The 23,068-nt window shown below is 60.0% G+C and carries 23 protein-coding genes and 1 pseudogene; 7 read left to right on the forward strand and 17 right to left on the reverse strand.

Annotation, left to right across the window (positions count from 1 at the left end; translation table 11 throughout):
- The first annotated feature begins 95 nt into the window (after positions 1 to 95).
- Complete coding sequence (locus AC0L8G_RS01570) at positions 96 to 518, forward strand: hypothetical protein (RefSeq protein ID WP_473386229.1); 423 nt, start codon at positions 96 to 98, stop codon at positions 516 to 518.
- Positions 519 to 798: 280 nt separating this feature from the next.
- On the opposite strand, the gene AC0L8G_RS01575 is transcribed toward AC0L8G_RS01570, so the two are convergent.
- From AC0L8G_RS01575 to AC0L8G_RS01600, 6 genes and pseudogenes are all read right to left on the reverse strand, one after another.
- Entirely contained in the window at positions 799 to 1,713 is a 915-nt protein-coding gene (locus AC0L8G_RS01575) for a DUF4349 domain-containing protein (RefSeq protein WP_473386230.1), read from the reverse strand.
- Positions 1,714 to 1,842: 129 nt separating this feature from the next.
- Positions 1,843 to 2,055 (reverse strand): hypothetical protein, encoded by a 213-nt coding sequence (locus AC0L8G_RS01580; RefSeq protein WP_473386231.1) that lies wholly within the window; start codon positions 2,053 to 2,055, stop codon positions 1,843 to 1,845.
- 139 nt (positions 2,056 to 2,194) lie between these two features.
- Positions 2,195 to 2,594 (reverse strand): annotated as a pseudogene (rpsP, locus tag AC0L8G_RS01585) (30S ribosomal protein S16).
- Between the two features lie 172 nt (positions 2,595 to 2,766).
- Positions 2,767 to 4,305 (reverse strand): signal recognition particle protein, encoded by a 1,539-nt coding sequence (gene ffh, locus AC0L8G_RS01590; RefSeq protein ID WP_473386232.1) that lies wholly within the window; start codon positions 4,303 to 4,305, stop codon positions 2,767 to 2,769.
- A gap of 136 nt (positions 4,306 to 4,441) precedes the next feature.
- Positions 4,442 to 4,762 (reverse strand): cupin domain-containing protein, encoded by a 321-nt coding sequence (locus AC0L8G_RS01595; RefSeq protein ID WP_473386233.1) that lies wholly within the window; start codon positions 4,760 to 4,762, stop codon positions 4,442 to 4,444.
- 226 nt (positions 4,763 to 4,988) lie between these two features.
- Positions 4,989 to 5,729, reverse strand: coding sequence for a Crp/Fnr family transcriptional regulator (locus tag AC0L8G_RS01600; protein WP_473386234.1), 741 nt, complete (start codon positions 5,727 to 5,729; stop codon positions 4,989 to 4,991).
- A 145-nt stretch (positions 5,730 to 5,874) separates the two neighbouring features.
- On the opposite strand from AC0L8G_RS01600, the gene AC0L8G_RS01605 reads away from it, so the two are divergent.
- Positions 5,875 to 6,123, forward strand: a complete 249-nt coding sequence (locus AC0L8G_RS01605) for a hypothetical protein (protein ID WP_473386235.1) — start codon at positions 5,875 to 5,877, stop codon at positions 6,121 to 6,123.
- Here the strand turns inward: AC0L8G_RS01605 and AC0L8G_RS01610 are convergent.
- The 6 genes from AC0L8G_RS01610 to AC0L8G_RS01635 form a co-directional block, all read right to left on the reverse strand.
- A complete protein-coding gene (locus AC0L8G_RS01610) occupies positions 6,120 to 6,695 on the reverse strand; it encodes a hypothetical protein (protein ID WP_473386236.1) in 576 nt (191 codons plus the stop codon). The two genes, AC0L8G_RS01605 and AC0L8G_RS01610, sit on opposite strands and share 4 nt — an antisense overlap.
- A complete protein-coding gene (locus tag AC0L8G_RS01615; protein ID WP_473386237.1) occupies positions 6,611 to 7,021 on the reverse strand; it encodes a hypothetical protein in 411 nt (136 codons plus the stop codon). Before AC0L8G_RS01615 ends, AC0L8G_RS01610 begins: the two co-directional genes overlap by 85 nt.
- 466 nt (positions 7,022 to 7,487) lie before the next feature.
- Positions 7,488 to 8,021, reverse strand: a complete 534-nt coding sequence (locus AC0L8G_RS01620; RefSeq protein WP_473386238.1) for a helix-turn-helix domain-containing protein — start codon at positions 8,019 to 8,021, stop codon at positions 7,488 to 7,490.
- Positions 8,022 to 8,080: 59 nt separating this feature from the next.
- A complete protein-coding gene (locus AC0L8G_RS01625) occupies positions 8,081 to 9,499 on the reverse strand; it encodes a dicarboxylate/amino acid:cation symporter (protein ID WP_473386239.1) in 1,419 nt (472 codons plus the stop codon).
- 90 nt (positions 9,500 to 9,589) lie between these two features.
- Positions 9,590 to 9,991, reverse strand: a complete 402-nt coding sequence (locus AC0L8G_RS01630; protein WP_473386240.1) for a hypothetical protein — start codon at positions 9,989 to 9,991, stop codon at positions 9,590 to 9,592.
- Entirely contained in the window at positions 9,988 to 12,156 is a 2,169-nt protein-coding gene (locus AC0L8G_RS01635) for a prolyl oligopeptidase family serine peptidase (RefSeq protein WP_473386241.1), read from the reverse strand. The genes AC0L8G_RS01630 and AC0L8G_RS01635 overlap by 4 nt, the downstream gene beginning before the upstream one ends.
- 210 nt (positions 12,157 to 12,366) lie before the next feature.
- On the opposite strand from AC0L8G_RS01635, the gene AC0L8G_RS01640 reads away from it, so the two are divergent.
- Positions 12,367 to 12,978 (forward strand): PilZ domain-containing protein, encoded by a 612-nt coding sequence (locus AC0L8G_RS01640; RefSeq protein ID WP_473386242.1) that lies wholly within the window; start codon positions 12,367 to 12,369, stop codon positions 12,976 to 12,978.
- Between the two features lie 12 nt (positions 12,979 to 12,990).
- On the opposite strand, the gene AC0L8G_RS01645 is transcribed toward AC0L8G_RS01640, so the two are convergent.
- From AC0L8G_RS01645 to rph, 3 genes are all read right to left on the reverse strand, one after another.
- Positions 12,991 to 13,542: a CC0125/CC1285 family lipoprotein gene (locus AC0L8G_RS01645; RefSeq protein WP_473386243.1), complete on the reverse strand. Its 552-nt coding sequence runs from the start codon at positions 13,540 to 13,542 to the stop codon at positions 12,991 to 12,993.
- Between the two features lie 101 nt (positions 13,543 to 13,643).
- Positions 13,644 to 15,104, reverse strand: a complete 1,461-nt coding sequence (locus AC0L8G_RS01650) for a mechanosensitive ion channel family protein (protein WP_473386244.1) — start codon at positions 15,102 to 15,104, stop codon at positions 13,644 to 13,646.
- A gap of 121 nt (positions 15,105 to 15,225) precedes the next feature.
- Positions 15,226 to 15,933: a ribonuclease PH gene (gene rph, locus AC0L8G_RS01655; protein WP_473386245.1), complete on the reverse strand. Its 708-nt coding sequence runs from the start codon at positions 15,931 to 15,933 to the stop codon at positions 15,226 to 15,228.
- 148 nt (positions 15,934 to 16,081) lie between these two features.
- Here rph and hrcA point away from each other — a divergent pair, with 148 nt between their 5' ends.
- A complete protein-coding gene (gene hrcA / locus AC0L8G_RS01660) occupies positions 16,082 to 17,107 on the forward strand; it encodes a heat-inducible transcriptional repressor HrcA (RefSeq protein ID WP_473386246.1) in 1,026 nt (341 codons plus the stop codon).
- A 54-nt stretch (positions 17,108 to 17,161) separates the two neighbouring features.
- Positions 17,162 to 17,776, forward strand: coding sequence for a nucleotide exchange factor GrpE (gene grpE, locus AC0L8G_RS01665; protein WP_473386247.1), 615 nt, complete (start codon positions 17,162 to 17,164; stop codon positions 17,774 to 17,776).
- Between the two features lie 155 nt (positions 17,777 to 17,931).
- On the opposite strand, the gene AC0L8G_RS01670 is transcribed toward grpE, so the two are convergent.
- Positions 17,932 to 19,521, reverse strand: coding sequence for a phosphoenolpyruvate carboxykinase (locus AC0L8G_RS01670; RefSeq protein WP_473386248.1), 1,590 nt, complete (start codon positions 19,519 to 19,521; stop codon positions 17,932 to 17,934).
- Positions 19,522 to 19,745: 224 nt separating this feature from the next.
- Between AC0L8G_RS01670 and AC0L8G_RS01675 the strand changes: the two genes are divergently transcribed.
- Together AC0L8G_RS01675 and AC0L8G_RS01680 are read left to right on the forward strand one after the other, a co-directional pair.
- Positions 19,746 to 19,997, forward strand: coding sequence for an XrtV sorting system accessory protein (locus AC0L8G_RS01675; RefSeq protein WP_473386249.1), 252 nt, complete (start codon positions 19,746 to 19,748; stop codon positions 19,995 to 19,997).
- A gap of 105 nt (positions 19,998 to 20,102) precedes the next feature.
- Positions 20,103 to 20,993 (forward strand): 1-acyl-sn-glycerol-3-phosphate acyltransferase, encoded by an 891-nt coding sequence (locus AC0L8G_RS01680; RefSeq protein WP_473386250.1) that lies wholly within the window; start codon positions 20,103 to 20,105, stop codon positions 20,991 to 20,993.
- Positions 20,994 to 20,996: 3 nt separating this feature from the next.
- Here the strand turns inward: AC0L8G_RS01680 and AC0L8G_RS01685 are convergent, their stop codons facing one another.
- Positions 20,997 to 23,063 (reverse strand): hypothetical protein, encoded by a 2,067-nt coding sequence (locus AC0L8G_RS01685; protein WP_473386251.1) that lies wholly within the window; start codon positions 23,061 to 23,063, stop codon positions 20,997 to 20,999.
- Positions 23,064 to 23,068: the final 5 nt, after the last annotated feature.

Consider the following 23,068-nt stretch of genomic DNA (forward strand, 5'->3'; position numbering starts at 1 on the left):
AGCTGTGACGCCCATCACATTCAATTTGACGGACCCCGATTATGGTTAATTCATCGAGGCGCTGATGAGGCGCTTCACCAAACGGGAGAGAGAAAATGACCAACCGCACTTTTTACATCAGCATGATGGCCTTCGCCGCAGTCGCCGCTGTCAGCGCCAACACTTCAGCAAAAGCCGAGACCGCCGGCCACGCGACCTTGATGGAACTGATCCACGAAGATCTGGACGCCAAGCAAGCCGAGTTCACTCTGGCGCTCACGGAACAGACCGGCCGCAAAATCAACGCCCGCATGGCGAAAATCGACAATGTCTTCGGACCGCTGGTCGCCGCGTCGCCGGAAGCCACCGCCGAAACCATCAAAACGACGGCGATCGACACTGGCGCCAAGCTCGACAGCATCGTCACCGCCAGCGCCGAATTTGAAATCGGCAAAGACGCCGCGAATATCGCAAGCCCCTTCAATCCGCGCCTGCCGATGCCGCCGGCCATCGTCGCTTTCGACGGCGGGGAATTTTAAGCCGGGTCTCTCTCCTCCCGGCGATGCGCCAGGCGGCGGCTTGGCGAAAGTACGGGCTAAGCGCATGCCCAGGGGGAGAGAGCCGAGGCTGAAAAGCACGGCAAGTTACGCCAGAGATTTCGGGGGAGACCTCTGGCAAATGGCTGGGGAGCCAACTGGGGGAGCAGGACGGGATGGATCGCCCCAAGCAACCGGTCCCGAACTGCACAACACGGCCCTGAAGGTTTGCGCTGCGTAACACGCGCCGCCTTCGGGGCCGATCTTTTTGGGCGAATGGCGGCTAGGCTTTAGAGCGGCGGCCCCGCCACCAGGCGCGCAAGATGAACAACACGCCCAATCCGATCAGGAAGAACGGCCAGGCGCGCGCAATGAAATCAACCGCCGCCGCCAGCGACGCAATCGAGGTGCGGAAGAATCCCTTAAAGGCTTCCGCCAACGGCTTGAATACGCCGGTCGAAGTCTTCGGATCGCTTTGATAGGAAATAGACAGCGCCGACATGTCGACCCGCGCCCGCGCCGCAGCGCGCTGCGCCGTCATGGAATCGATCTCGCCCTGCACATCGGCGAGCGCGCGTTCAGCCGCAAGAATGTCGGACAAGGTTCCGTCGCGGGTTTCGAGCAATTGCTTTATGCGGTCGCGCAGAGCGAGCTTCGCCGCCAGCCGCGCCTCGATATCGACAAGGTAGGTCGTCAAATCCTCCGTATTCACATTATCGGAGGTGATCCGGCCGCCCGCCTTGCCCGCATCCGCCACGATTTCCGCGCGGAACGATGCCAGCCAGTCCGGCGCCGCGCGCAGATTGAGATAGGCGTTGATATTGTCCTCGCCCCATGAATTCACCGAAGAGCCAAGCACCTGACAAAGTTTCGGCCCCGCCTCCATACAGGCTTTCTCATGAGCGGATTTCAAGACGGAGACGGCGGCCTTCGGCGCCTCGACGCCCATGGAATAGGAATAGGCGAGCATCAGCCCGGCGGTTTCCCCCGGCGCCGGATTGGGCGACGGCTCGCTGGGCGCCATATCGCCCGCCGCCGCGCTTTCGGCGCGGTCCATGGACACCATGCCCTGGGTCGGAGCCGGGGACGGCGCATAGGCGTCGCGAGACCCGCCGCCGCCATCACAGGCCGCAAGCGCCAGCGACGCCGCGCCGGCCATCAAGGATTTTGAAAATTTCGCCGGCAATCGCAGGGTCATGATTTCGCCTCTGAACAGCTTCAAGGCAGCTTACCATAGGAAACCCCGTGGCGAATTTGCGGCGCGCACAAAAAAAGCGCGCCCGAAGGCGCGCCTTTTGTTCTGTCGCGAAGCGTCACCGCCCGGAGACTAGTCATCTTCCCTGTCGAGCGGGCCCGCCGTTTCCGGGTCGCCGTCATAGGCTTCTTCAAGCGGGTCGAATTCGCCGTCGCCTTCGGTCGCCTCATCATGGGCGATATAGCCGGCGCCAGCCGCCGCGCCGAGGAGGCAGCCGGACAAGGACATGCTCATGCCGAGCAACGCCAACATAGTCGCGAACATTTTTACAGAGCTATTCATCATCGAACTCCTTTGCTGTGCCAGCGCGCGCAAACGCTTACGGGCGCGCGCCGGCGATCAAGAACCACGCCCCGCCAACAGGCGAAGGGCGATATGGTTCCCGCGCAAAAAGAGCGGCGATGAAGGCCGCCGAAAAGCCTGCTTATTCAGCAGCTTCTTCTGCAGCGGCTTCTTCCGCAGGGGCTTCAGCCGGCGCATTGGCGGCGGCTTCTTTTTCAGCCTTTTCAGCAGCGCGTTCCTGCGCCTTCTGGCCCGGCTTGCCCTTGTTCGGGTTTGTGCCGTGCTCCCATTTGACGAGGTCGTTCACCGCGAAGAAACGGGCGACGCGATCCGTCGGCTTGGCGCCTTTGGAGAGCCAGTATTTTGCGCGTTCGTCATTATACTGAACGCGTTTTTCATCGGTTCTGGCGAGCAGCGGATTGTAAGTGCCGATCTTTTCAATGAAGCGGCCGTCGCGCGGGTTGCGCGAGATCGGTGACGACGATTGAGTAGAACGGACGCTTTTTCGCGCCGCCGCGGGCCAGTCTGATTTTTAGTGACATTGTTTTGGTCCTTCAGTCTTGGTTTCAGTTGAGTGGTGAATTCAAATTCCGCCCATCCCGGCGCAAGCCGGGACCCAGCAAAAGAATAAAGCCGGGCGAAGCCCGTCATTCTTTGTTGACTGGATTCCGGCATTCGCCGGAAAGAGCGGGGAGAGAGGTCGTACAAACTTGCTCATTTCTTCTTCCCCGGCAGGCCGCCCATGCCCGGCGGCATCGCGCCTTTGCCGGACAGCGCCTGTTCGATGGCGTCGAAGTCAAGATCGTCAGCACCCGGAGCGCCTTTTGCGCCCTTGGCCTGTTCCAGAAGCGCCGCCGCATCGGGGCCGCCACCGCCGCCAAGCATGCCGCCTAAACCGCCTCCGCCGCCCATGCCGGCGAGCTGTTTGGCCATGCCTTTCATGCCGCCCTTGCCCATCTTCTTCATCATGTCCGCCATCTGGCGGTGGGCTTTCAACAGCTTGTTCACTTCCTGCACCGAGGTGCCGGAGCCGGCGGCGACGCGTTTCTTGCGTTTGGCGTTCATCAGCGCAGGTTTTTTGCGCTCTTGCTTCGTCATCGACGAGATGATCGCTTCCTGATGAATGATTTCCTTGTCGTCGAGGCCGCCGGCCTGATCGACCATCTTCTTCATCTTGCCCATGCCCGGCATCATGCCGAGGATCGCGCCCATGCCGCCCATCTTGCGCATCTGTTTGAACTGATCGGCGAGATCGTCCATGTCGAACTCGCCCTTGGCCATTTTCTTGGCGGCTTTTTCCGCCTTGGCCGCGTCCATTTCCTCGGAGGCTTTCTCGACCAGCGAAACAATGTCGCCCATGCCGAGAATGCGGCCGGCCATGCGCTTGGGCTCAAACGCGTCGAGCGCATCGAGCTTTTCGCCAATGCCGACAAATTTGATCGGCGCGCCGGTGACCGCGCGCATGGAAAGCGCCGCACCGCCGCGCGCATCGCCGTCAATGCGGGTCATGACAACGCCGGTGACGTCAACGCGGGCCTTGAACTTCTCCGCCGTTGAAACCGCGTCCTGACCGGTCAGCGCATCGACCACCAGCAGCGTTTCAATCGGCTTGGCGTCGGCGTGAATGTCGGCGATCTCGCTCATCAACTGTTCGTCGATGGAAAGGCGTCCCGCCGTGTCGAGCATCACCGCATCAAAACCGCCGAGCCGGCCCGCTTCGATGGCGCGTTTGGCGATGTCGCGCGGGCTTTGTCCGGCGATGATCGGGAGCGTTTTCACATCCGCCTGCTCGCCGAGAATCGCCAACTGCTCCTGCGCCGCCGGGCGGCGCGTATCGAGCGAAGCCATCAGGACTTTTTTCTTGTCGCGCTTTTGCAAACGCAGCGCGATCTTCGCGGTCGAGGTGGTTTTGCCCGAGCCCTGCAGGCCGACCATCATAATCACGGCGGGGGGCGTCGTCGCGAAAGACAGCGCGCTTTCGGATTCTTCACCGCCCAGCATGTCGATCAGCGCGTCATGAACGATCTTCACGACCTGCTGGCCCGGCGTCACCGAGCGCAGCACTTCCGCACCGACGGCGCGGTCGCGCACCTTCGCGATGAAATCCTTGGCGACGGGCAATGCAACGTCAGCCTCGAGCAGTGCAACGCGCACTTCCCGCAAGGCTTCATTGACGTCTTTTTCCTCAAGGGCGCCCCTACCGCGAAGGCCTTCAAAGATTGTACTTAAACGGTCGCTCAGTGATTCAAACATGAATTATCCCAACACCGCGAAACTAGCGCCTTCGCGGTAAATCTTAGTTCTGAGCGCATTTGCGCTCGGGCCGCGAAGGCCCTCAAAGATTGCGCCTAACCGATCGCTAAGTGAGTCAAACATTTATTCGCTTTCTTCAGTTCACGTCGTCTTCGATGAGGAACAGGCTCGCCCGCTCGGTGAGCGCGCGCGGCCGGTGGCGGTCGGCCTCGCCCGTCGGAATCACCAGCGCGTCGCCGGCGGCGAAACGAAGCGTCTCCGCTGCAAATTCGATTTCAATCTCGCCTTCGACCACAAGGCCGAGATGGCCAACCTCGCACCAGCCCGGATGGCTCGACGCCGGGGTCATTTCGACCAGCCGGAAGATCTTGCCGCCTCGCGCCACGCGTTTCAGCCGGGCCGTGCCGCCAAAGGCCGGCTCCCATTCCTGATCCGCAAAGACGACGCGATAATCCAAACCGCAAAATCCTCAATTTCCAAACGCACCCGCAAGCATGCAAACCCAAGCGCGCAACGCAAAATCACCACCGCGGGAGCGTTACTCCGGCGGCGGTACATCCCCGGCCTCGTCCCATTTAAATGCTGGGGGTCGTGCCGGCGGACGCGGGAAAGGCTTATTTTCCCGAGATTGCGGGGGATATAGGGGATCAAGCGGGGGATGGCAAGGCGCGGGCCGCCGCGCCCTATAGCAAGGCCATGGGGACCATCGCATCACGGTCAAAGCCGCCCATCTCCGCCAGCGCATCCGGGGCCAGGACCCTGATTTTCTTCCTGTTCGGCGCGATCAGCCCTTGCCTGGCGAGGTCGCGCAAGATGCGATGGGTGTGGGCGATCGACAAGCCCATGGCGTCCGCCACATGCTGCTGGGTGATCGGGATGTCCAGCGGCCGCCCATGCTGCGCGATGGCGCTCTCCACCGCTCGCGCATGCAACGACGCAAAAAGATAGGCGACCCGCGCCGGGCCCTGTTTGCGGCCGACGGCCGTAATATTGGCGCCGAGGAAATGCTCCTCCCGCGCCGCCTGCCAGACCACGCGATAGGTCAGCTCAGCCTGCTCAGCCAGCAGCGTGCGGAATTCGCTGCGTGGAAAGACACAAAGAACGACAGATGTCAGCGCCTCAACCGAGTGATCCATTTCTTGCTCAAGTCCGGCCTGAATGCCCAGAATGGCGCCCGGCAGGGCGAAATTCGTGATTTGCGACTGACCATCCTCAAGCGTGAGTCGCCGCGCAGCCCAGCCTTCATAAAGCGTGTAGAAATGCGCCGAGCTGGCGGATTGCCGCAAAATGTCGGAGCCCGCATCGACGCGTAACTCCCCAAGGCGAAAGTCGTTTATATAATTCAGCGCATCGCGGCTGACTGGCTCAAAACATTCCATCTTGCGCAACCGGCAGTTGGCGCAAGCCGATGATGGTTTCGCCATGACAATATATTCCCTGTTTAGCCGCGCTAGCCAAACCATCATATGTCAATGCAACCTGCTCCAAACCATCATATGATTGCGTAACTGGACACGCTATGTGGTAACCCAGCGCCTGCATCGACAACCGCGGGGGCTGGAACGCCAAATGCAAAAACGCACTCAAAAGTTCCAATTGTGTTTGAACGATCTGGAAGTCGAGGCGATCGACGCCTGGCGTTTCGAACATCGCATGGAATCACGCTCTGCAGCGATCCGCAATCTCATCGGCCTCGGCCTGAGGGGATGCTGCGTGACGCCGGTCATCGGCGAGGCGCAAGACGATGAGCTGTTCGCCAACCGGCACAAAACAAAACGGTCGCAGTTGAGGCGACTGCCTTCCGGCGACGCGGCCTAGTGACCGCCGCCCATCCATTTCCGCCATTTTTCGATATTGCGTTCAAAAACGCCCATCAGGCCGCCCTCGGCATAACGGTCGACGAATTTAAGGCTGGAAAACAACCACAGCGTAATGACGATCAGGATAAAGACGACATTCGAGGCGGCGAGCGAGAAATAATAGGTCGCGCTCAATGTCTCCGGAAAGAAAAACCGGCCAAGCAAATGCCAGCCATTCACCAGCAAATAGAGCCCGTAATAGAAAAAGAAAATCTTGTGAATGAAGGCGCCGTTCAAGCTTTTCATGCGCCAGAAGGTTGCAAACAGGCCGAGCACAATGATGTTCATCGGCGCAATAATATTCACCGACGCCGCGCCCATTTGTTGGAACAACAGATTGCTGAGCAGCCAGTCCACGGCGATAACCGCCGCGGCGAGGCGCATATTCTTGGAGCCGGACAGAACCGCGAGGACTATTCCGATGGCGAGGAATGTTCCGTAGCGGGTTAGAAGGGTCCACTCGTAAGCAGAGATAGGATCGTCTCCGTCGAACTGCGCTTCGGCGTGCCGCCGCCGGCCTGAAGGATGCAAAAGGCCCCTTCCTGCGCAAGGTTTTCGAGGAGAGCATGACTCGTTGACGCCGCTTCGGCAAGATTGACGAGCCAGGACGCCCCCTCGCCGGGTTGAGCTGCAACGGCCTTCGCTGCTGCAACAAACTGCAATGGGGCGTCAGTGCCGAGCTTTGCAGACGCCGCGCCCGCAGATGCGGCGAGGACGGACAGGCTGGCGAGCACCGGCGCTTTGTCGAGCGGCTTGCCCGCGACGACGTCGCGGCATGCGGCTGCCAGCGATTTTTCAAAACGCAGCAGCTTGATTTGTTCCGCACGAAGATCTTTCTGATTGACGGGCGATGTCATGGGCGTCCTCCGGCACGCAAGGACAGCCTTTTGCCGTCCAGAACACGCTATCAAACGCTCAAGCTTTTAATTGCCGGTTAAACGGAAATCGGCGATGGTTAACTGAACCGATAAATAGTCAGTATATTAACTAATTCACCGGGACGCCCCGTCATCGCCGCGGCGAGGAAGACCACATCGCAGCCATTCGCGCGGGCAAGGCGGCCAAGCCCCGGCGGCGCGACTTGGTACGCCCCCGAAACGAAGTCCAGTTGGCGAAACCTGATCTAAATGCTTGTTTTCCCCATAATTATGGACGAAAACCTGCTTCAAAAGACTGCGATAATAGGTTAACAATGCTGAAGCTGATCTTCGGACCGGCTATCAGGCGGGGAGGCCACATTGAGTGTTGAGGAGCGCAAGCGCGCTGAAGCGCTGTATCACCGGCTTTTGGGGGTATTCCCGAAAAGCCGTTCCGACAATGTCGTCATGTTCCCTGCCCGGGCGCGTCAAAATCCGAAAACACCTCAAGCAGCTTTAGCGCCCCTGGAAGGGCGGAGCCAAGATTTTCCTGAAACTCTTCGGGAAGGTCGGGCGAGCGGGATTGAAGGATTGTTAAGACGGTTATTTGAAGACCTTGCGAAAGACGATTAGCAGCGCCTTCATTCGCCGCATCTCTGCCCACATAGGAAACCAGACTTTGCACGGCGTCCGCCAGATCGTCTTCATCGAGGCTGGTTGCGGTTTTTAGCCCGGCGAGTTTTGCGATTAGCGCAAGAATGGCGTAGCGCGCGCCCAATGGGCACAAGACCGGCGCCACGGCGTCCGGCAGTTTTCCCCCGCGAAATCCGGCGGCGGCGCCCGGCTCTGTCACCATCTCGCGCGGAACGCCAAGCGCGCGCGCAACCGCGTCTGCCCACAAATCGCTGAGCGGGCGGACGCCGCTTTCCAGCCTGACAATATATTCCGGGTATATGCCGAGGCGACAGGCAAAATCGCCAGGGGTTAAGAGGAATGACAATCTCAGTTCTTTTATATTGTTCGCCGTCATGCCACGGAATACGCCAATAGGGCCTCCCATCAACTTAGCGGTTTCGCACGAAACACGTCCTCATCAAGCTCGCCCTCCCATTTCGCGACCGTGACCGAGACGGTTGCGTCGCCGGTCACATTCACGACCGTACGCATCATGTCCAACAGCCGGTCGAAGGGAAATATGAACCCGACGATTATCGCCGTATGTTCGGGCGTCACGTCAAACACTTGCAGCACCGTCGCCAGCAGAAACAGCGACGCGGAAGGGATTCCGGCGGTGCCGATGGAAACCAGCGCGGCCGTCAAGGCGATCAGCCCGTAATGATGCAGCTCCAGACTATAGCCGAACGCCTGAGCCGTGAAGAGCGCCACAATGCCGAGATAAAGCGCGGTCCCGTCCATATTGATCGTCGCGCCGAGCGGCAGCACCGAACCCGCAATGGACTTCTTGACGCCGAGATTTTCGGTGACGTTGGAAATCGTCACCGGCAGCGTCGCGGAGGACGATGATGTCGAATAGGCCACCATCTGCGCATCAAGAATGCCGCGGAAGAAATTGATGAAAGGAAGTTTGAGCCCGAACTTGATGATGCCGCCATAGACCACCGCCATGTGAAGGAAGCAGCCAAGATATACGGCGATCACGAGCCAGAAGATCGCGGTGAAAGTTTCAAGTCCGCGCGTGCCCGCAACCCAGGCGATCAGCGCGAAAACCCCAAAGGGCGCGATCTCCATGATGAGATGTGTCACCCCCAAAACCTTGTCGGAGGCATAGGTGAAAAACCGCATCGCCGGGCCGTCATCGCCGGGCTCGAACAGGAAGGCGATGCCGATCACCAGCGACACGAAGATCAGGAAAAGAATATCCATCGACGCCATGGCGATCCCGAGCGCAAACAGCCCGATGAAAATCATCGCCACAACCGGACGCTTGACGCCGCCATCTGCGACCCGGCGGGTCAGCAGGATCGCCGCAAGAATGAGCACGGCGGCGATGATGAGCGTCATCGGCTCGCCCGCCATAATTTTTTCAAACGGGTTCTTTGTCGCCATGCCGACGACGCGTTCGAGAAACCCGCCAGCATCGGCGCTGATCACCTGAGGCTGGGCGGAGCCAAGCTCGACGCCCGCGCCGGGGCGGAAAATCGTTCCCATCAGCAGGCCGATAATATTGGCGAAGAATGTCGTCAGCAAATACAGCACAAGGGTTTTCAGGCCGATGGTGCCGAGCTTTTTCGGATCGCCAAGCGCCAGCACGCCGGCGATAAGCGTGAAAAAAATCAGCGGTATAATGACGAGCCGGATGGCGGCGATGAAAATGTCGCCGACAATCTTTATCTGAGACAAAAGGCTTTCACCGGCTTCGGGCGACATGGTCTGCGACACGGCGAGACCGAAAATCACGCCGAGCAGGAGCCCCAGAAAAACCCGCTTCCAAAGCTTGACGCCAAACCACCAGGACATGCCGGGCCCCCTTCATCACAAAAGAGGTAAGTGTAAGCCAGTTTCACGCAAAAAGGGAACGGGGCGCCGGAAGTGACAGCCGCTTCCCGACTAATACAGACCCAGCGCTTTGATGGCCCGGTCATAGAGTTGCCGAAAAGGCTCAATGCGGTCGGGCCCGAGCGAGCCAAACGCAACCAGCGCGGTATCCGCCGTTTCAAGGCGCACGCCGCGAGGCTTCATCTCGCCGCTCCAATCGTCCCAGCCTGACTCCGTATCGACCATCAGCACAAGACGGGTTTCGCGCTCGTCTTCGCCTTTGATGTTGAGGCCGTAAACGCTCTCGCGCCCGAACAAGCCTCGCGAAGTCGCGACCCGGCGATCGTCAAACAGCACCTCGTCCACAAACCAGCCGCGACGCCACCGCAAAATATGCATCTGGCCGCCGATCGACAGCTTGATATCGACCTTGCGCCATGCCCGCTGAAGCACCGATGCGGAGATCTCGTTCACTCGGCCTCTCCCATCAGCATTTTTGCGAAATACACATATTCGAGCGCCGTGCGGTAAGCGAGCTGATCCTGGTTCGCCGTGCCGCCATGCCCGCCCTCGATATTTTCATAGTAAAAGAAGTCATATCCGAGATCAGCCATTTTCGCCGCCGCCTTGCGCGCATGCCCGGGATGAACGCGATCATCCTTGGTCGACGTATAAAACAATACTTTGGGATAGGGCTGGCCGCGTTCAAGCTTTTGATAGGGAGAATATTCGGAGATATAGGCCCATTCCTCGGGAATATCGGGGTTTCCGTATTCGCCCATCCATGACGCGCCGGCCAGCAGCTTGTTGTAACGCTTCATGTCAAACAGCGGCACGCCGATATCGATCGCCGCATAAAGGTCCGGGCGCTGGGTCAGCATGGCGCCCATCAACAGCCCGCCATTGGAGCGGCCGATAGCGCCGAGCTTTTCAGGACTGGTGACGCCGGTCGCGATCAGGTCTTCTGAAATGGCGATAAAGTCGTCAAAGGCGCGCTGGCGGTTTTCTTTCAACGCCGCCTGATGCCAGCGCGGGCCATATTCCGAACCGCCGCGAATGTTGGACAGCACAAGCACGCCGCCGCGCTTCACCCACATCAATCCGGCAAGCGCGCCATGTTGCGGGCGCGACGGGTCATCATAATAAAACGGCAGGATCGGGACGAGGAAGCCGCCATAGCCATATTGCACGGTCGGCGCGTCGCCCTGTTTCAGAACGGAATCGAGCCCCATGATGTAGTAAGGAATTTTTGTTCCGTCTGCGGATGTTGCAAAACGCTGCTTTACGACAACTCCTGCCGCGTCAAAATATGCGGGGGTTTCAAGGATCTTTTTGACCTTGCCGCGCGCGCTCACATAATACAGCGCTTCGGGATGCGTCATGCTTTCGAAAGACAGCATCGCGTCGTCTGTGCCGCCGCCCGCCGAAATGATTTCAATCACGCCATTTTCCGGCAAGTCGATCGCGGCGGATTTCCAGCCGCCTTTTTTCCGCCGGGTGAAGCGCGCAGCCTTGCCCGACACATCGTCAAGATACTGCACGACGAGATTGGATTGACCGACTTCAATCTGCTCTACCGACTGGTTTTCCGCCGGCGCGAAAACAATCTCCGACATCGCAACATCGCCTGACGCGCCCTTGTAGCGCCCCTCGCGTTCGGCGATCTCGAGTTTCATGTCGGCTTGCGCAAGGTCATAGGCGACCACGGCGCCTTGCGGCGACACATGGCCATGATCATCCCATTCTTCTTGCAGGGACACGATAAGCCGCCCGTTCAGAACCCCGTGAATATTCGCACGACTCGGCATGTCGAGCTTGACCGTCTTTCCAAAGGGGTTGCGCGCATAAAAATAGTCATACTCAAAAAACGACCGGGCGCGCTGGATGATGATGCGATCAACACCGGCCTCATGGAAAACCGAGGGCGCAACCCAGACATCATCCTCCTCGCCTTCAAACAGGACCGGCGCATCCTTTAGCGCCACGCCGCGCTTCAGCGCCAGCAGCTTGCGCGGATAGCCCGAACTGGTCAGCGAGCCCTCTCCCAGATCCGTGCCGACCAGCAGCGTGTCCGCATCAAACCAGTCAATATTGGACTTCGCTTCAGGCAAATAAAAGCCGTCTTCAACAAAGGCTTTCGCCTCGGTGTCGAACTCGCGCCAGTAAGCCGCGTCCTTGCCGCCGTCAGACAGCTCGATCATGCAGCGCACATAATCAGGGGACAGACAAACAATATCCCCATGCACCCAGTTGCGCCCCTCCGTTGCGGCCAGCGCATCCATATCAAGCAGCGTTTCCCATTCGGGGGTTCCCGCGCGATAACTTGCAACGCTTGCCCGGCGCCAAAGCCCGCGAACATGCGCATCGTCCTGCCAGAAATTGTAGACGTGACCATTATGGATAGATCCAAGCGGCAGCCGCGCCTTAGACGTCAGCACGGATAACGCCTCTTCGCGCATCGCCTCAAAACGGGGGTCCGCTTCGAGTTCCGCCTGCGACCGGGCGTTCTGAGCGCGCACCCAGTCGAGCGCCTTCTCGTCCTCAACCTCTTCCAGCCATTGAAAGGGGTCATCGCCGGCGCGAGCGGCGGAAAACGAAACAAACAATGCGGCGATGGCGAAAACTACCTGCTTCATCATCAGAAAAAGCCTCCGATTTTGCAGTGCGTTAATGGGGAAAATCATTTTTTTAACCATACAAGCCCTTGCGCGCGCTGCAAAGCACTGGCGCCAGCGCCAACGCTTTCATGCCGTTCAATAAAATTGAACCTTACCTGTTAGAAAAGGTTTTGCGGCTGGCCGCTAACTGCAACGCGGCGGCGCAAATAGGCAAATCGGGACAACCATACGATGTTTAAGAGTGACGGACGGCGCTACCGGAGGATCAGCCTCAATCTTCCTGTGCGCATCGTGATTAACGCCGTCGATGAATATGAAGGCCGCCTTCTCAATATCTCACCGGGCGACATGGCGCTGATTACAGACGCCAAGGTCATGGTCGGAGATGCGGCGGTTGTTCACATCGAAGATCTGGACGTGATCGAAAGCACGATCGCGCGCACGTTCCCCGACGGCTTTGCCGTATCCTTCCTGCTTTCCAAGCGCCGCCGCAATCTGTTGACGGAACAGCTCATGCTGCGCGCCAATCCGGACTTCGCCGACGGGCTCGCCGACCGGCGCACGACCTTGCGTCACCGCGATGGCGGATCGCGCACGATCTGCCGCCTGGCGGACGGGTCTTCGCTGATGGTGACGATTGTCGACACGTCGGTGAACGGGGTCTCTGTGGATGCGCGCAGACGCCCGTCGATCGGATCATCCATCCATGTGGGCCGGCGCCGCGGCGTGATTGTGCGCCATACGCCGCGCGGCTTTGTCGTGGTGTATGAAACCACACAGGCCGATGCAGGACAGGAAACAGCGGAAGCACCGACCACGCCGGTGCTTCGCGCCGTCAACTAGCTAGAAAGCGTCCTATTGGCCGGCGGCGTCGCCGAGCACGTAAGGACGAAGATTGGCCATCACCTCACGCGCATCGAAAGCCTGCGGATTATCCGCGGGCTTTTGGCCTTTATACATGGAGATAAAGGCAACTGCGGAATAGCGGGTGATCTCTCGCGTATAGGTGTCGGAATATGGATATCCCCAGCCAAAGCCATAAGCGTAATAGGGGAAGCCGTAATAGGGCCGGTAGAACGAGCGGCCATAACCGTAACGGCCGTAAAAGGCGGGCTCGGTAGAGGTCGTGGAATAAGTCCGGTTCGCCTCAGTTTCGTTCTCAAGCGCGACGAAATAGTCGAACCCGAGCTGCACCGTCAGCTCAGCCGAACGATAGAGCAGCGCGTTCTCCACGGTTTCGCGCGAGGTTGAGGAATTGCCGCGAAAGGTGACGCGATAGCGGTTGGATTCAATCCGCTGATCGGAAAACCCATAGCCTCTGCCATTCTCAGCCGGGCCGTAGGGCGTCGAGGTGGCGCAGGCGGCGAGAAGGAGGGCTGCTCCCCCAAGCGTGATCAAACGTAACATAGCGTAACTCCCTGACATTATGCCCCTTGGCGAAACTCTCGCCCCCATGCGGAATATAGCCGCTCGGACCGGCCCGCCGCAACGGCGCGGACCCGGCGAAATCAGTCCTCACGAGAGTTTGACAGGGCCTCAGCCCTGGTTTCGGAGACCATTTTGAAACCCTCAGGCGCGGATTTGATATGCAGATCGCGCTGCGGGAACGGCACTTCGATATTCATTTCATTGAGCAAATCCCAGATCGCCATAAACACGTCCGAGCGCACATTGGCGGAACCGTTGGCCGGATCGTTGATCCAGAAGCGCAAATCGAAATTGATCGAATTGTCGCCGAATTCCATCAGGTTGCAGCGCGGCGCCGGGCTTTTCAGCACGCGGTTGACGGTCAGCGCCGTCTCTTCGCAGCGCCTTGCAAGCGCGCGCAGATCCTGCGTGCCGTAAGACACCCCGAAAGGCGCATGCAAACGCACCACCCGGTCGTCATGGGACCAGTTGACGACGCCGTCTTCGATAAATTTATCGTTCGGCACCAAATGCGCCATCCCGTCGCGGGTTCGCAATGTCACATAGCGCGAGTTCATCGCCGTCACCCAGCCATAGGTTCCGGCCACTTCAATGACGTCGCCGGGCTTGATGGATTTGTCGGCGATCAAGGTGAAGCCGGCGAAGAAATTCGACACGGTGCGTTGCATGCCAAGACCGATGCCGAGACCGATGGCGCCGCCGAAAATCGCCAGCGTGCCAAACGGAAATCCGACAATCTGCAACGCCGCGATCAGCGCGACGATCGGCAACAACACGTTGAGAATTTTCGACAGCAGCGCCTTGAAGGAAATCGTGAGTTCGTCGATGGCGTTGATGCGGCCGGTGATCAGATGGCTGAGCACCCGCGCGCCCCAGAACAACACGCCGAACACGGCGAGCGTGCGGAAAAGGTCAAGCGCGGAGAAGGTTTGCAAGACGCCGTTTTCATCCGTGCCAAGGGGAAATGAAAACGCCTCGAGCTGCCTGATGACATCGTCAAGCACGCCGAATGCATCGAGCGCCGCAAGCGGCCAGATCACGTAAAACGCCACCCGCGACCAGAAGGGCGAACGGATGACCAGCGTCACAAGCCGGATGACGATCCACGCCGCGAGCAGGCTCACCGCCGCCGAGATCAGCCCCGTTGAACTGCCGGCGGCCTGCAATGCAACCACCGCCGCCTGCAACACGAGATAGAGCGCAATCGGCGTTGCAAGATGGGCAAAAGCGTTGGCGGCGCGGCGCAACATGCCGTAAGGCGCGCGCGGCGCGACCTGGCTTTGAATGACTTTCCTGAGCCGCGGTCCGAAAAACGCCGCCGGCAGGATCGCCGCGAACAAGATGACGCCTTCAATGGCGACGCCGAGCGTCAACATCTGGCTTTGCAGACCGTCCCAGATCGTCGCCAGTTGATCGCGCAAGGTTTCGACGCTGTCTTCAATCACCGATTCAGCGGGCGCAATATCGCCGGGCGAAGGATCCTGCGCAGGCGCGGCTTGTTCCGGTTGCGGCGTGTCTTGTGGCGATTGAGAATCCTGCATGCGAACTTTCAGCAAAACGCGAAGGCTGACAGCTTCTATCAGTTTCGGATTTCCGCGCAAGCAGCGCCCCGGCGGGCGACGCCGGGCGCAATGCTGTTGGCGTTCGCGAAAGCCCTATCGGTCAGGCGAGTTCCGCCTGCCGCGCCGACAGTTCCGTGCAGCCTGATTTTGCGAGTGCGAGCAACGCCTGAAACTGCTCATCCGTGAACGGATCGCCTTCGGCGGTCGCCTGCAATTCAACCAGACCGCCGGAACCGGTGATGACGAAATTCGCATCCGCCTGCGCCGTGGAATCTTCATCATAATCGAGATCAAGCGCCGGCGCGCCGCCGACCAGGCCGCAAGAGATCGCGGCGACGCGGTCGCGCACCGGATTGGCCTTGATGATGCCCTGGCTGGTCGCCCATTTGCAGGCCTGGTTCATGGCGATCCAGGCGCCGGTGATCGACGCGGTGCGGGTGCCGCCATCGGCCTGAATGACATCGCAGTCGATCAGGATCTGGCGCTCGCCCAGGGCCTTGAGATCGACCACGGCGCGCAGGCTGCGCCCGATCAGGCGCTGGATTTCCTGAGTCCGTCCCGATTGGCCGTTTTTGGCCTCCCGGCGCATGCGCTCGCCGGTGGAGCGCGGCAGCATGCCATATTCCGCCGTCACCCAGCCGCGGCCGCCGCCGCGAAGCCAGGGCGGCGTGGTTTCATCCCAGCTCGCGGTGCACAGGACATGGGTGTCGCCGAATTTCACGAGACACGAGCCTTCCGCATGTTTGGCGACGCCGAGTTCGAAAGATACAGCGCGAAGCTCGTTAAAAGCGCGACCGGAAGGTCTCATGAATGTCTCCGTGAATTTAAGGGCTGGCCTTCCTAGACCTAAGGGCGGGGCCCTGTCGACCCGCCGGACCGTCGCAAGAACCCTTGCTCTTGCCGGCATAGCGCTTATTTTTCCTTTTGAATGAAACGAATAGCGCCATTGTAAAAGAATGACCGGGCTAAACGATATTGACGAGCGCTCGCGGGAGATTTTCCGCCGGCTGGTGGAAACCTATCTCGCTTCCGGCGAGCCGGTCGGCTCGCGGACCCTTAGCCATGATTCGAAAATCGCCGTCTCGGCGGCGACCGTGCGCAATGTCATGGCCGATCTCACCGATATGGGCCTGCTCCATGCGCCGCATATTTCCGCCGGGCGCCTGCCGACCGATCTCGGATTGCGCCTGTTTGTCGACGGGCTGATGCAGGTCGGCAATCTGACCGAGGATGAACGCCGGGCCATCGAATCCGAGGCGCAAGCCGACAGCGCCGACAGCCTGCTCGAAGTCGCCGCCGCCCGGCTGTCTGGCCTGACCCAGACGGCAAGCCTGATCATTGCGCAAAAATCCGATGCGCCCTTGCGCCAGATTGAATTTGTGCGAACCGGCCCCGGCAAGGCGCTGGTCGTTATGGTGTTCGAAGACGGCAGGGTTGAAAACCGCGTCATCAACGCTCCGAGCGACCTGCCCGCTTCGGCGCTGATCTCCGCCGGGAATTATCTCAATGCGCGGCTGCGCGGGCGCAATCTCAACGAGACCCGCGCCAGCATTCTCGCCGAGGTCGAATCGAACCGCGCTGAACTGGATGAGCTTACCGCCCGGCTGGTTCGGGACGGCGTCGCCGATATCGCCGGCGAAGATAATTGGCAGCTCATCGTGCGCGGACGCGGCCACCTGCTGGACGAAGCAGCGCAGGATATTGAGCGCGTCAGAATGCTGCTCGACGACCTCGAAAAGAAGCGCGATGTGGTCGATCTCCTGACCGCCGCCCGTGACGGCGAGGGCGTGAAAGTCTTCATCGGTTCGGAAAATCGGCTGTTCTCGCTATCCGGCTCCTCGGTCATCACCGCCCCCTATCGAGATGAAAACCGTAAAATCGTTGGGGTATTGGGGGTAATTGGCCCGACCCGGCTAAATTACGCCCGGGTTGTGCCGATCGTGGACTATACTGCCGAAGTGCTCTCGCGGATGTTGAAATAATCCTCACGGACACGTAAATCCGCTCCATCGTTTCCCCAAAACCAAAGCAGTCTCATGAGTGATCACAACGACCCTTTCCTAGACGACCCGGAAGACCCTGAAATGCTGGGTGAAGATGACCTTGCGGAGGACACTCCATCCGAGGCGCTGGAAGCGGCCCAGGCGGAAATCGCCGCGCTGAATGAAAAAGTGCTGCGGCTCGCCGCAGAGGTTGAGAATACCCGCCGCCGGGGCGAGCGCGAGAAGACTGACGCCGGCCGCTATGCGATCGCCAATTTTGCGCGCGACCTGATCGGCGTGGCCGACAATTTCGAGCGCGCATTCCGCGTCGCCGAAACCGGCTCTGATGACGCCGCCTCCGCAACCGCGCTGATTGACGGCCTCAAAATGACGGAGAAGGAATTGCTCTCCGTGCTCGACCGCCATGGCATTCGCCGGGTCGCCGCCGAGCGCGAAAAATTCGATCCGAATCTGCATCAGGCGGTCGCACAAGTTCCGCATGCGGACATTCCCCCCAACCATGTTGTCGATGTCGCCCAGCAGGGCTTCACGATCGGCGACCGCGTCCTGCGCGCCGCCATGGTGACGGTCTCTTCAGGCCCCGGCGCCACGCCGCCGCCAAATGACGAGGGCGGCGAACCGGGTGAGCGCCTCGATACGAAAGTCTGAGAGTCTGATCCCCTCCGTCCGGACCTTACGGTCCGGCCACCTCCCCTTTTTAAGGGGAGGAACCAGTTCACAGAATTGCAGAGCTTATCTCCCCCTTGAAAAGGGGAGTGTCATGCGAGGCGAAGCCTCGGATGACAGGGGGATCAGTGCGCCGCCTAGGCTTTCGGGCTCGCCGCCTTCACGTCATCGCTGACATAGGCTTCGAAAATCTTGAAATTCTCGACGAACATTTTCGCCAGCTTCTGCGCCTGCGCGTCATAGGCGCCGGCGTCTTCCCAGGTGTCGCGCGGATTGAGGATCGCCTTGTCGACGCCGGCCACATCGGTCGGCACGTCAAAACCGAAGATCTCGTCCTTGCGCATCGGGGCTGCGTTCAAAGATCCGTTAAGCGCCGCCGTCAGCAGAGCGCGGGTTTCCTTGATCGGCATGCGTTTGCCTTGCCCATGCGGGCCGCCGGTCCAGCCGGTGGAGACGAGCCAGCAGGAAACCCCGTGCTGGTCGATCAGCTTGCCCAGCAGCGCGCCATATTCAGACGGATGGCGGGGCATGAAAGGCGCGCCGAAACAGGTGGAGAATGTCGCTTCCGGGTCTTTGCCAAGGCCCTTTTCAGTGCCGGCGACTTTCGCCGTGTAGCCCGACAGGAACATATACATCGCCTGCGCCGGGGACAGCCGCGCGATCGGCGGCATGACGCCAAACGCGTCGCAGGTGAGCATGATGATGTTTTTGGGATGGGTGGTGACGCCTTCAAGGCTGGCGTTCGGGATGAAGTCAATCGGATAGGCGCCGCGGGAGTTTTCCGCAAGGCTCGCATCATCGAGATCAAGCTCGCGGGTCTTCGGGTCCATCACCACATTTTCAAGCACGGTGCCGAAGCGCTTTGTCGTGGCGAAGATTTCCGGTTCCGCCGTCGGCGACAGACGGATCATTTTCGCGTAGCAGCCGCCTTCGAAATTGAACAGGCCATTCGGGCCCCAGCCATGTTCGTCATCGCCAATCAGCGTGCGGTTCGGATCAGCGGAGAGCGTGGTTTTACCGGTGCCGGACAAGCCAAAGAAAATCGCCGGATCGTCGCCTTCGCCCACATTGACCGAGCAATGCATCGGCATGACGTTTTGTTCGGGCAGCAAATAGTTGAGGATGGTGAAGACGGATTTCTTCATCTCGCCCGCATAGGACGTGCCGCCAATCAGCACGAGACGGCGAACAAAGTCGACGGCGATCACGGTCTTCGATCCGCAGCCATGCACAGCCGGGTCAGCGGAGAAACCGGGAAGATCAACAATCGTGAAATCGGGATCGGCGCCGCGCTCATCAAGCGGCGGGCGCACCAGCAAATGCTGGATGAACAGGCCGTGCCAGGCATATTCGGTGAACACACGAACCTTGATGCCGTAGGTCTTGTCTGCGCCGCCGGCGAGATCCTGCTTGATCAGCTCGCGCTTGCTCGCATAATCGAGCATGTCCGCATGGAGGCGGTCGAACTGCTCGGCGCTCATCGCCTTGTTCGCGTCCCACCAGATCGTCTTTTCGGTTTCCGGATGGCGGACAATAAATTTGTCCTGCGCCGAACGGCCCGTATGTTCGCCGGTTTTCACGACCAGCGGGCCGTCTTTGGCGATTTCACCCTCGCCGCGGCTCACCGCCAGCTGATACAGCGCAGCGGCTGTCAAATTCTCTAATGATGTCGGCGCACAGTCTTCAAAGCAGCGCGCGCCATGCGCCGCCGTTACGGATAAGCTCATTTAGTCCTCCCAAGGAACCTCACGCTATGAGGCGCGCCAGACCCGTCATGCAGCTGTCGTGCCGGACACAATCTCGCTCTTAGCCCCAAAAAACCCGTCTGGCCACAATCTGGGGGCTGGATTCCTTGATAGATTCCCCCCGGGGCAGAACCGCTTCCGTTAACCACGCTGCTTACAGGCTTGTTAACGCAGTTGCGGGAGATTCACCGAAGGGAGAATATTGAGTGGCGTCTACATTCGATCTTTTATCGGTGATGCTCTTCATCGCAACGGCAGGACTGTTCATGGTGCGCGTGCGTCACGAGGACCCGCCGCTCGCGCCCTATTTGGTGATCGCCCTGGTCTGCGCAGTCGGCAACTGGCTCGGCAATCATGGCGGCGGCGCCGCAGCGGTCGCGCTGCTTGTCGCGGCGGCCTTTCTGACCCTCCATCTCGCCAGCCAGCCTTACCGGGAAGATCCGGAAGAAAATCACTAACCCCGCGCTGCCTGCCCGCCCCATTTCGCGACATCTCAAATCCCGGTAAGGATGCGCTCCCGCGCGCGCCGCACCGGCGCCGCAAGCTGACGCCGCGACTTCGCCATGGACGCAGAAAACCCCGCCCATCCATCTTCCGTCGCTGGCCCCGGCGCAGACGAAGGTGATTTGCATATTGTCGACAGATTGATCGAGGAGCGCGCCAGCCATTTGCGCGCTTCGTCATTGTGGCCGCTTTACAAGGCCGCGCTCTATCCGCTGCTGCTCTATAAGCCCGCCGTCAAAATGGCGGACGCGGTTGCGACATTGCCGGCGCGCGGCGTCTTCGATCATATCAGCAATTTGCTGTCGCTTGATCTCGACGTCACGGGGCTTGAGCATCTGCCGAAAAAGGGACGCGTACTGATCGCCTCGACGCACCCGACAGGCATACCGGACGGCGTCGCCATGTTTGACGCAATCAAGCACCACCGCCCGGACATGACCTTTTTCGCCAATCGCGATGCGCTGCGCGCGGCGCCGGGCCTCGATGACATGATCATCCCGGTCGAATGGGTCGCCGAGAAGCGCACCGCCGCGCGCTCGCGCGAAACGCTTTCCAGCGCCAAGCAAGCCTTTCAGGCCGAAAAATGCGTGGTTTTGTTCCCCTCCGGCCGGCTCGCCTTCATGGATGACGGCAAACGCCTCAACGAACAGGAATGGCTCGCTTCGGTCGCGAGTTTCGCCCGCAAATATGACTGCCCGGTTATCCCTGCGCATATCGAAATGCGCAATTCATGGCTCTATTACTGGTTCTGGAAACTGAACACGGAATTGCGCGACATCACCTTGTTCCATGAGCTGTTGAACAAGAAGAAGAAAACCTATCGCATCAAATTCGGATCGGCGATCGGCCCCGGCGACCTTAAGGGCGACCCGAAAGCGGTCGCCGCGGCATTGCGCACGCACGCCATGGCGCTGCGCGACGCCCCGCAGGACTGGCGGCCAATCGGTTGATGGTTACGGCGTCAACGTTATCGGCGCGCGCGCAAGCACCTTCTTGTTGCCGTGAACAAACCGCAGCTCATAGTCGCCGGGCTCCTTCGGCATGCGCACGCGCACAGGGCTGCCGCCCTTTGTGTAGCCGTAGCTTTCATATTTCAGGTCTTCCGATCCCATTTTCGCGACCACCACATAATCTCCCGATCCCGGCGGCGGGCCGGTAAATTCGACCTCCACAAGCTCGCCGACTTTCGCCGATGAGGGCCCGTTCAATGTTGCGCTCGCCGCTGTCACGGTGATGGGCTTGCGCGCCAACACTTTCTTGTTGGCTTGCACAAACCGGATTTCATACTGGCCTGCATCAAGCGGCATTCGCACTGCCGCCGGGCTTCCATTCCTGGTGTATTTGTAATCGGTGAATTTGTTTTCCGGCGCGTCAGGCGTCGTCACGGTGATCCAGTCGCCACTGCCCGGCGCCGGGCCGGTGAATTCGACATTCACAGTCTCGCCGGCGATCGCCGTATCCTTCGCCGCCAAAGTCGCCGCGGCTTCGGTTACAATGATCTTCCGCCGCGCGAGGACTTTTTTATTGGCTTGCACGAACCGCAACTCGTATTCGCCAGCTTCCAGCGGCATGCGAATTTCCGCCGGGCTGCCGTTGCGCGTATATTTATAGTCCGTGTATTTGTGCTCCGGCTCATCCGGCGCAATCACCGTAATCCAGTCGCCGCTTCCCGGCGTTGGCCCTTCAAACGCAACCTCGACCGACTCGCCGGCAATCGCCGTATCCGGCGCTGTCAGGCTCGCGGTCGCCTGGTCCACGCGGATAGGCTGTCGCGCAATGATCTTTTGGTTGCCCTGAACATAACGGATTTCATAATCGCCGGGCTCCAAGGGCATGCGAACCTCTGCCGGACTGCCATTGCGCGTATAGGCGTAGTCCAGATATTTGTTTTCAGGCGCGTCCGGCGCAATCACCGTGATCCAATCGCCGGCGCCCGCTGGCGGCCCGGTGAAGTCTATTTTGACCGTTTCTCCAGTCATCGCCGTCGCCGGCCCCGACACGGTCGCCAATGCGGCAGTCACTTTGATGGGGCGGCGAGCCAGAACCTTGGTGTTGTTCTGCACGAAACGCAGCTCATAGTCGCCGGCTTCTAGCGGCATGCGGATTTCCGCCGGGCTTCCATTTCGTGAATATGCATAGGACGTATACTTATTATCCGGCGCATCCGGCGCGATGACCGTGACCCAATCGCCTGCGCCCGCCGGCGGACCGGTGAACGCGACCGAAACCGTCGACCCCGCCAACGCCTCCGCCGGCGCGTCAAGCGTGGCGGTCGCCGGTGTCGCCGTCACTGAGGCGGTTGCGAGCTTGCGCAAGGGACGGCCCAGCATATAGCTCACTTCATACTCGCCCGGCTCCACCGGCATGCGCAGTTCCGCCGGATTGCCCAAACGCACATAAGCATAGGTTTTCCAGCCATCTTCGCCTTGTTCAGCGATTTGAATGTAGTCGCCCTGACGTTCGGGTCCGGTCCAGAAAACCTTGATGTTGGTCCCCGCCATGGCGGCGTCTGCGGGCTCGATGCGCACCGTCGCCTCCACCGGGAAGGTCAGCGCAACCGTCACGGTTTTCTGCGTCCCCTCACGCACAGCGACATTTTTCGCTTCGCCCTTCAAACCATCGGAAGGGCGCGTCACAAACACATCATAGGCGCCCGCCGCCAGCGTCGCTTCCACATCGCCAGCGCCGTCTTCGGCAAACGCCGCGTCGCCGCCGCCGGCGGGAACCACGCGCCAGTTCAACCCTTCTTCAATCAGCAAGCCGCCTTCAAGTTCGGTGGCGCGCAAATAGAGATTGGACGCAGGCGGCGGCGCCTCTGCGGCCTTGATCACGGTCTCGTTAAGCGCCGCGCCAAGCGTCGACGCATCTTCCGCCGACACATACATGCCGCCAGTGTTTTCAGCGATGCAGCGCAATTGCGCCTGGGCGTTTTCTTCCGACACGTCGAAGCCGACCACATGCACGGTGAAATCAGCGCCAGCGGCTTCGAGCGCGGAAGCAACACCGCACGGGTCCGGCACACAGG

The sequence above is a fragment of the Hyphococcus sp. D3-15 genome (assembly GCF_055809375.1).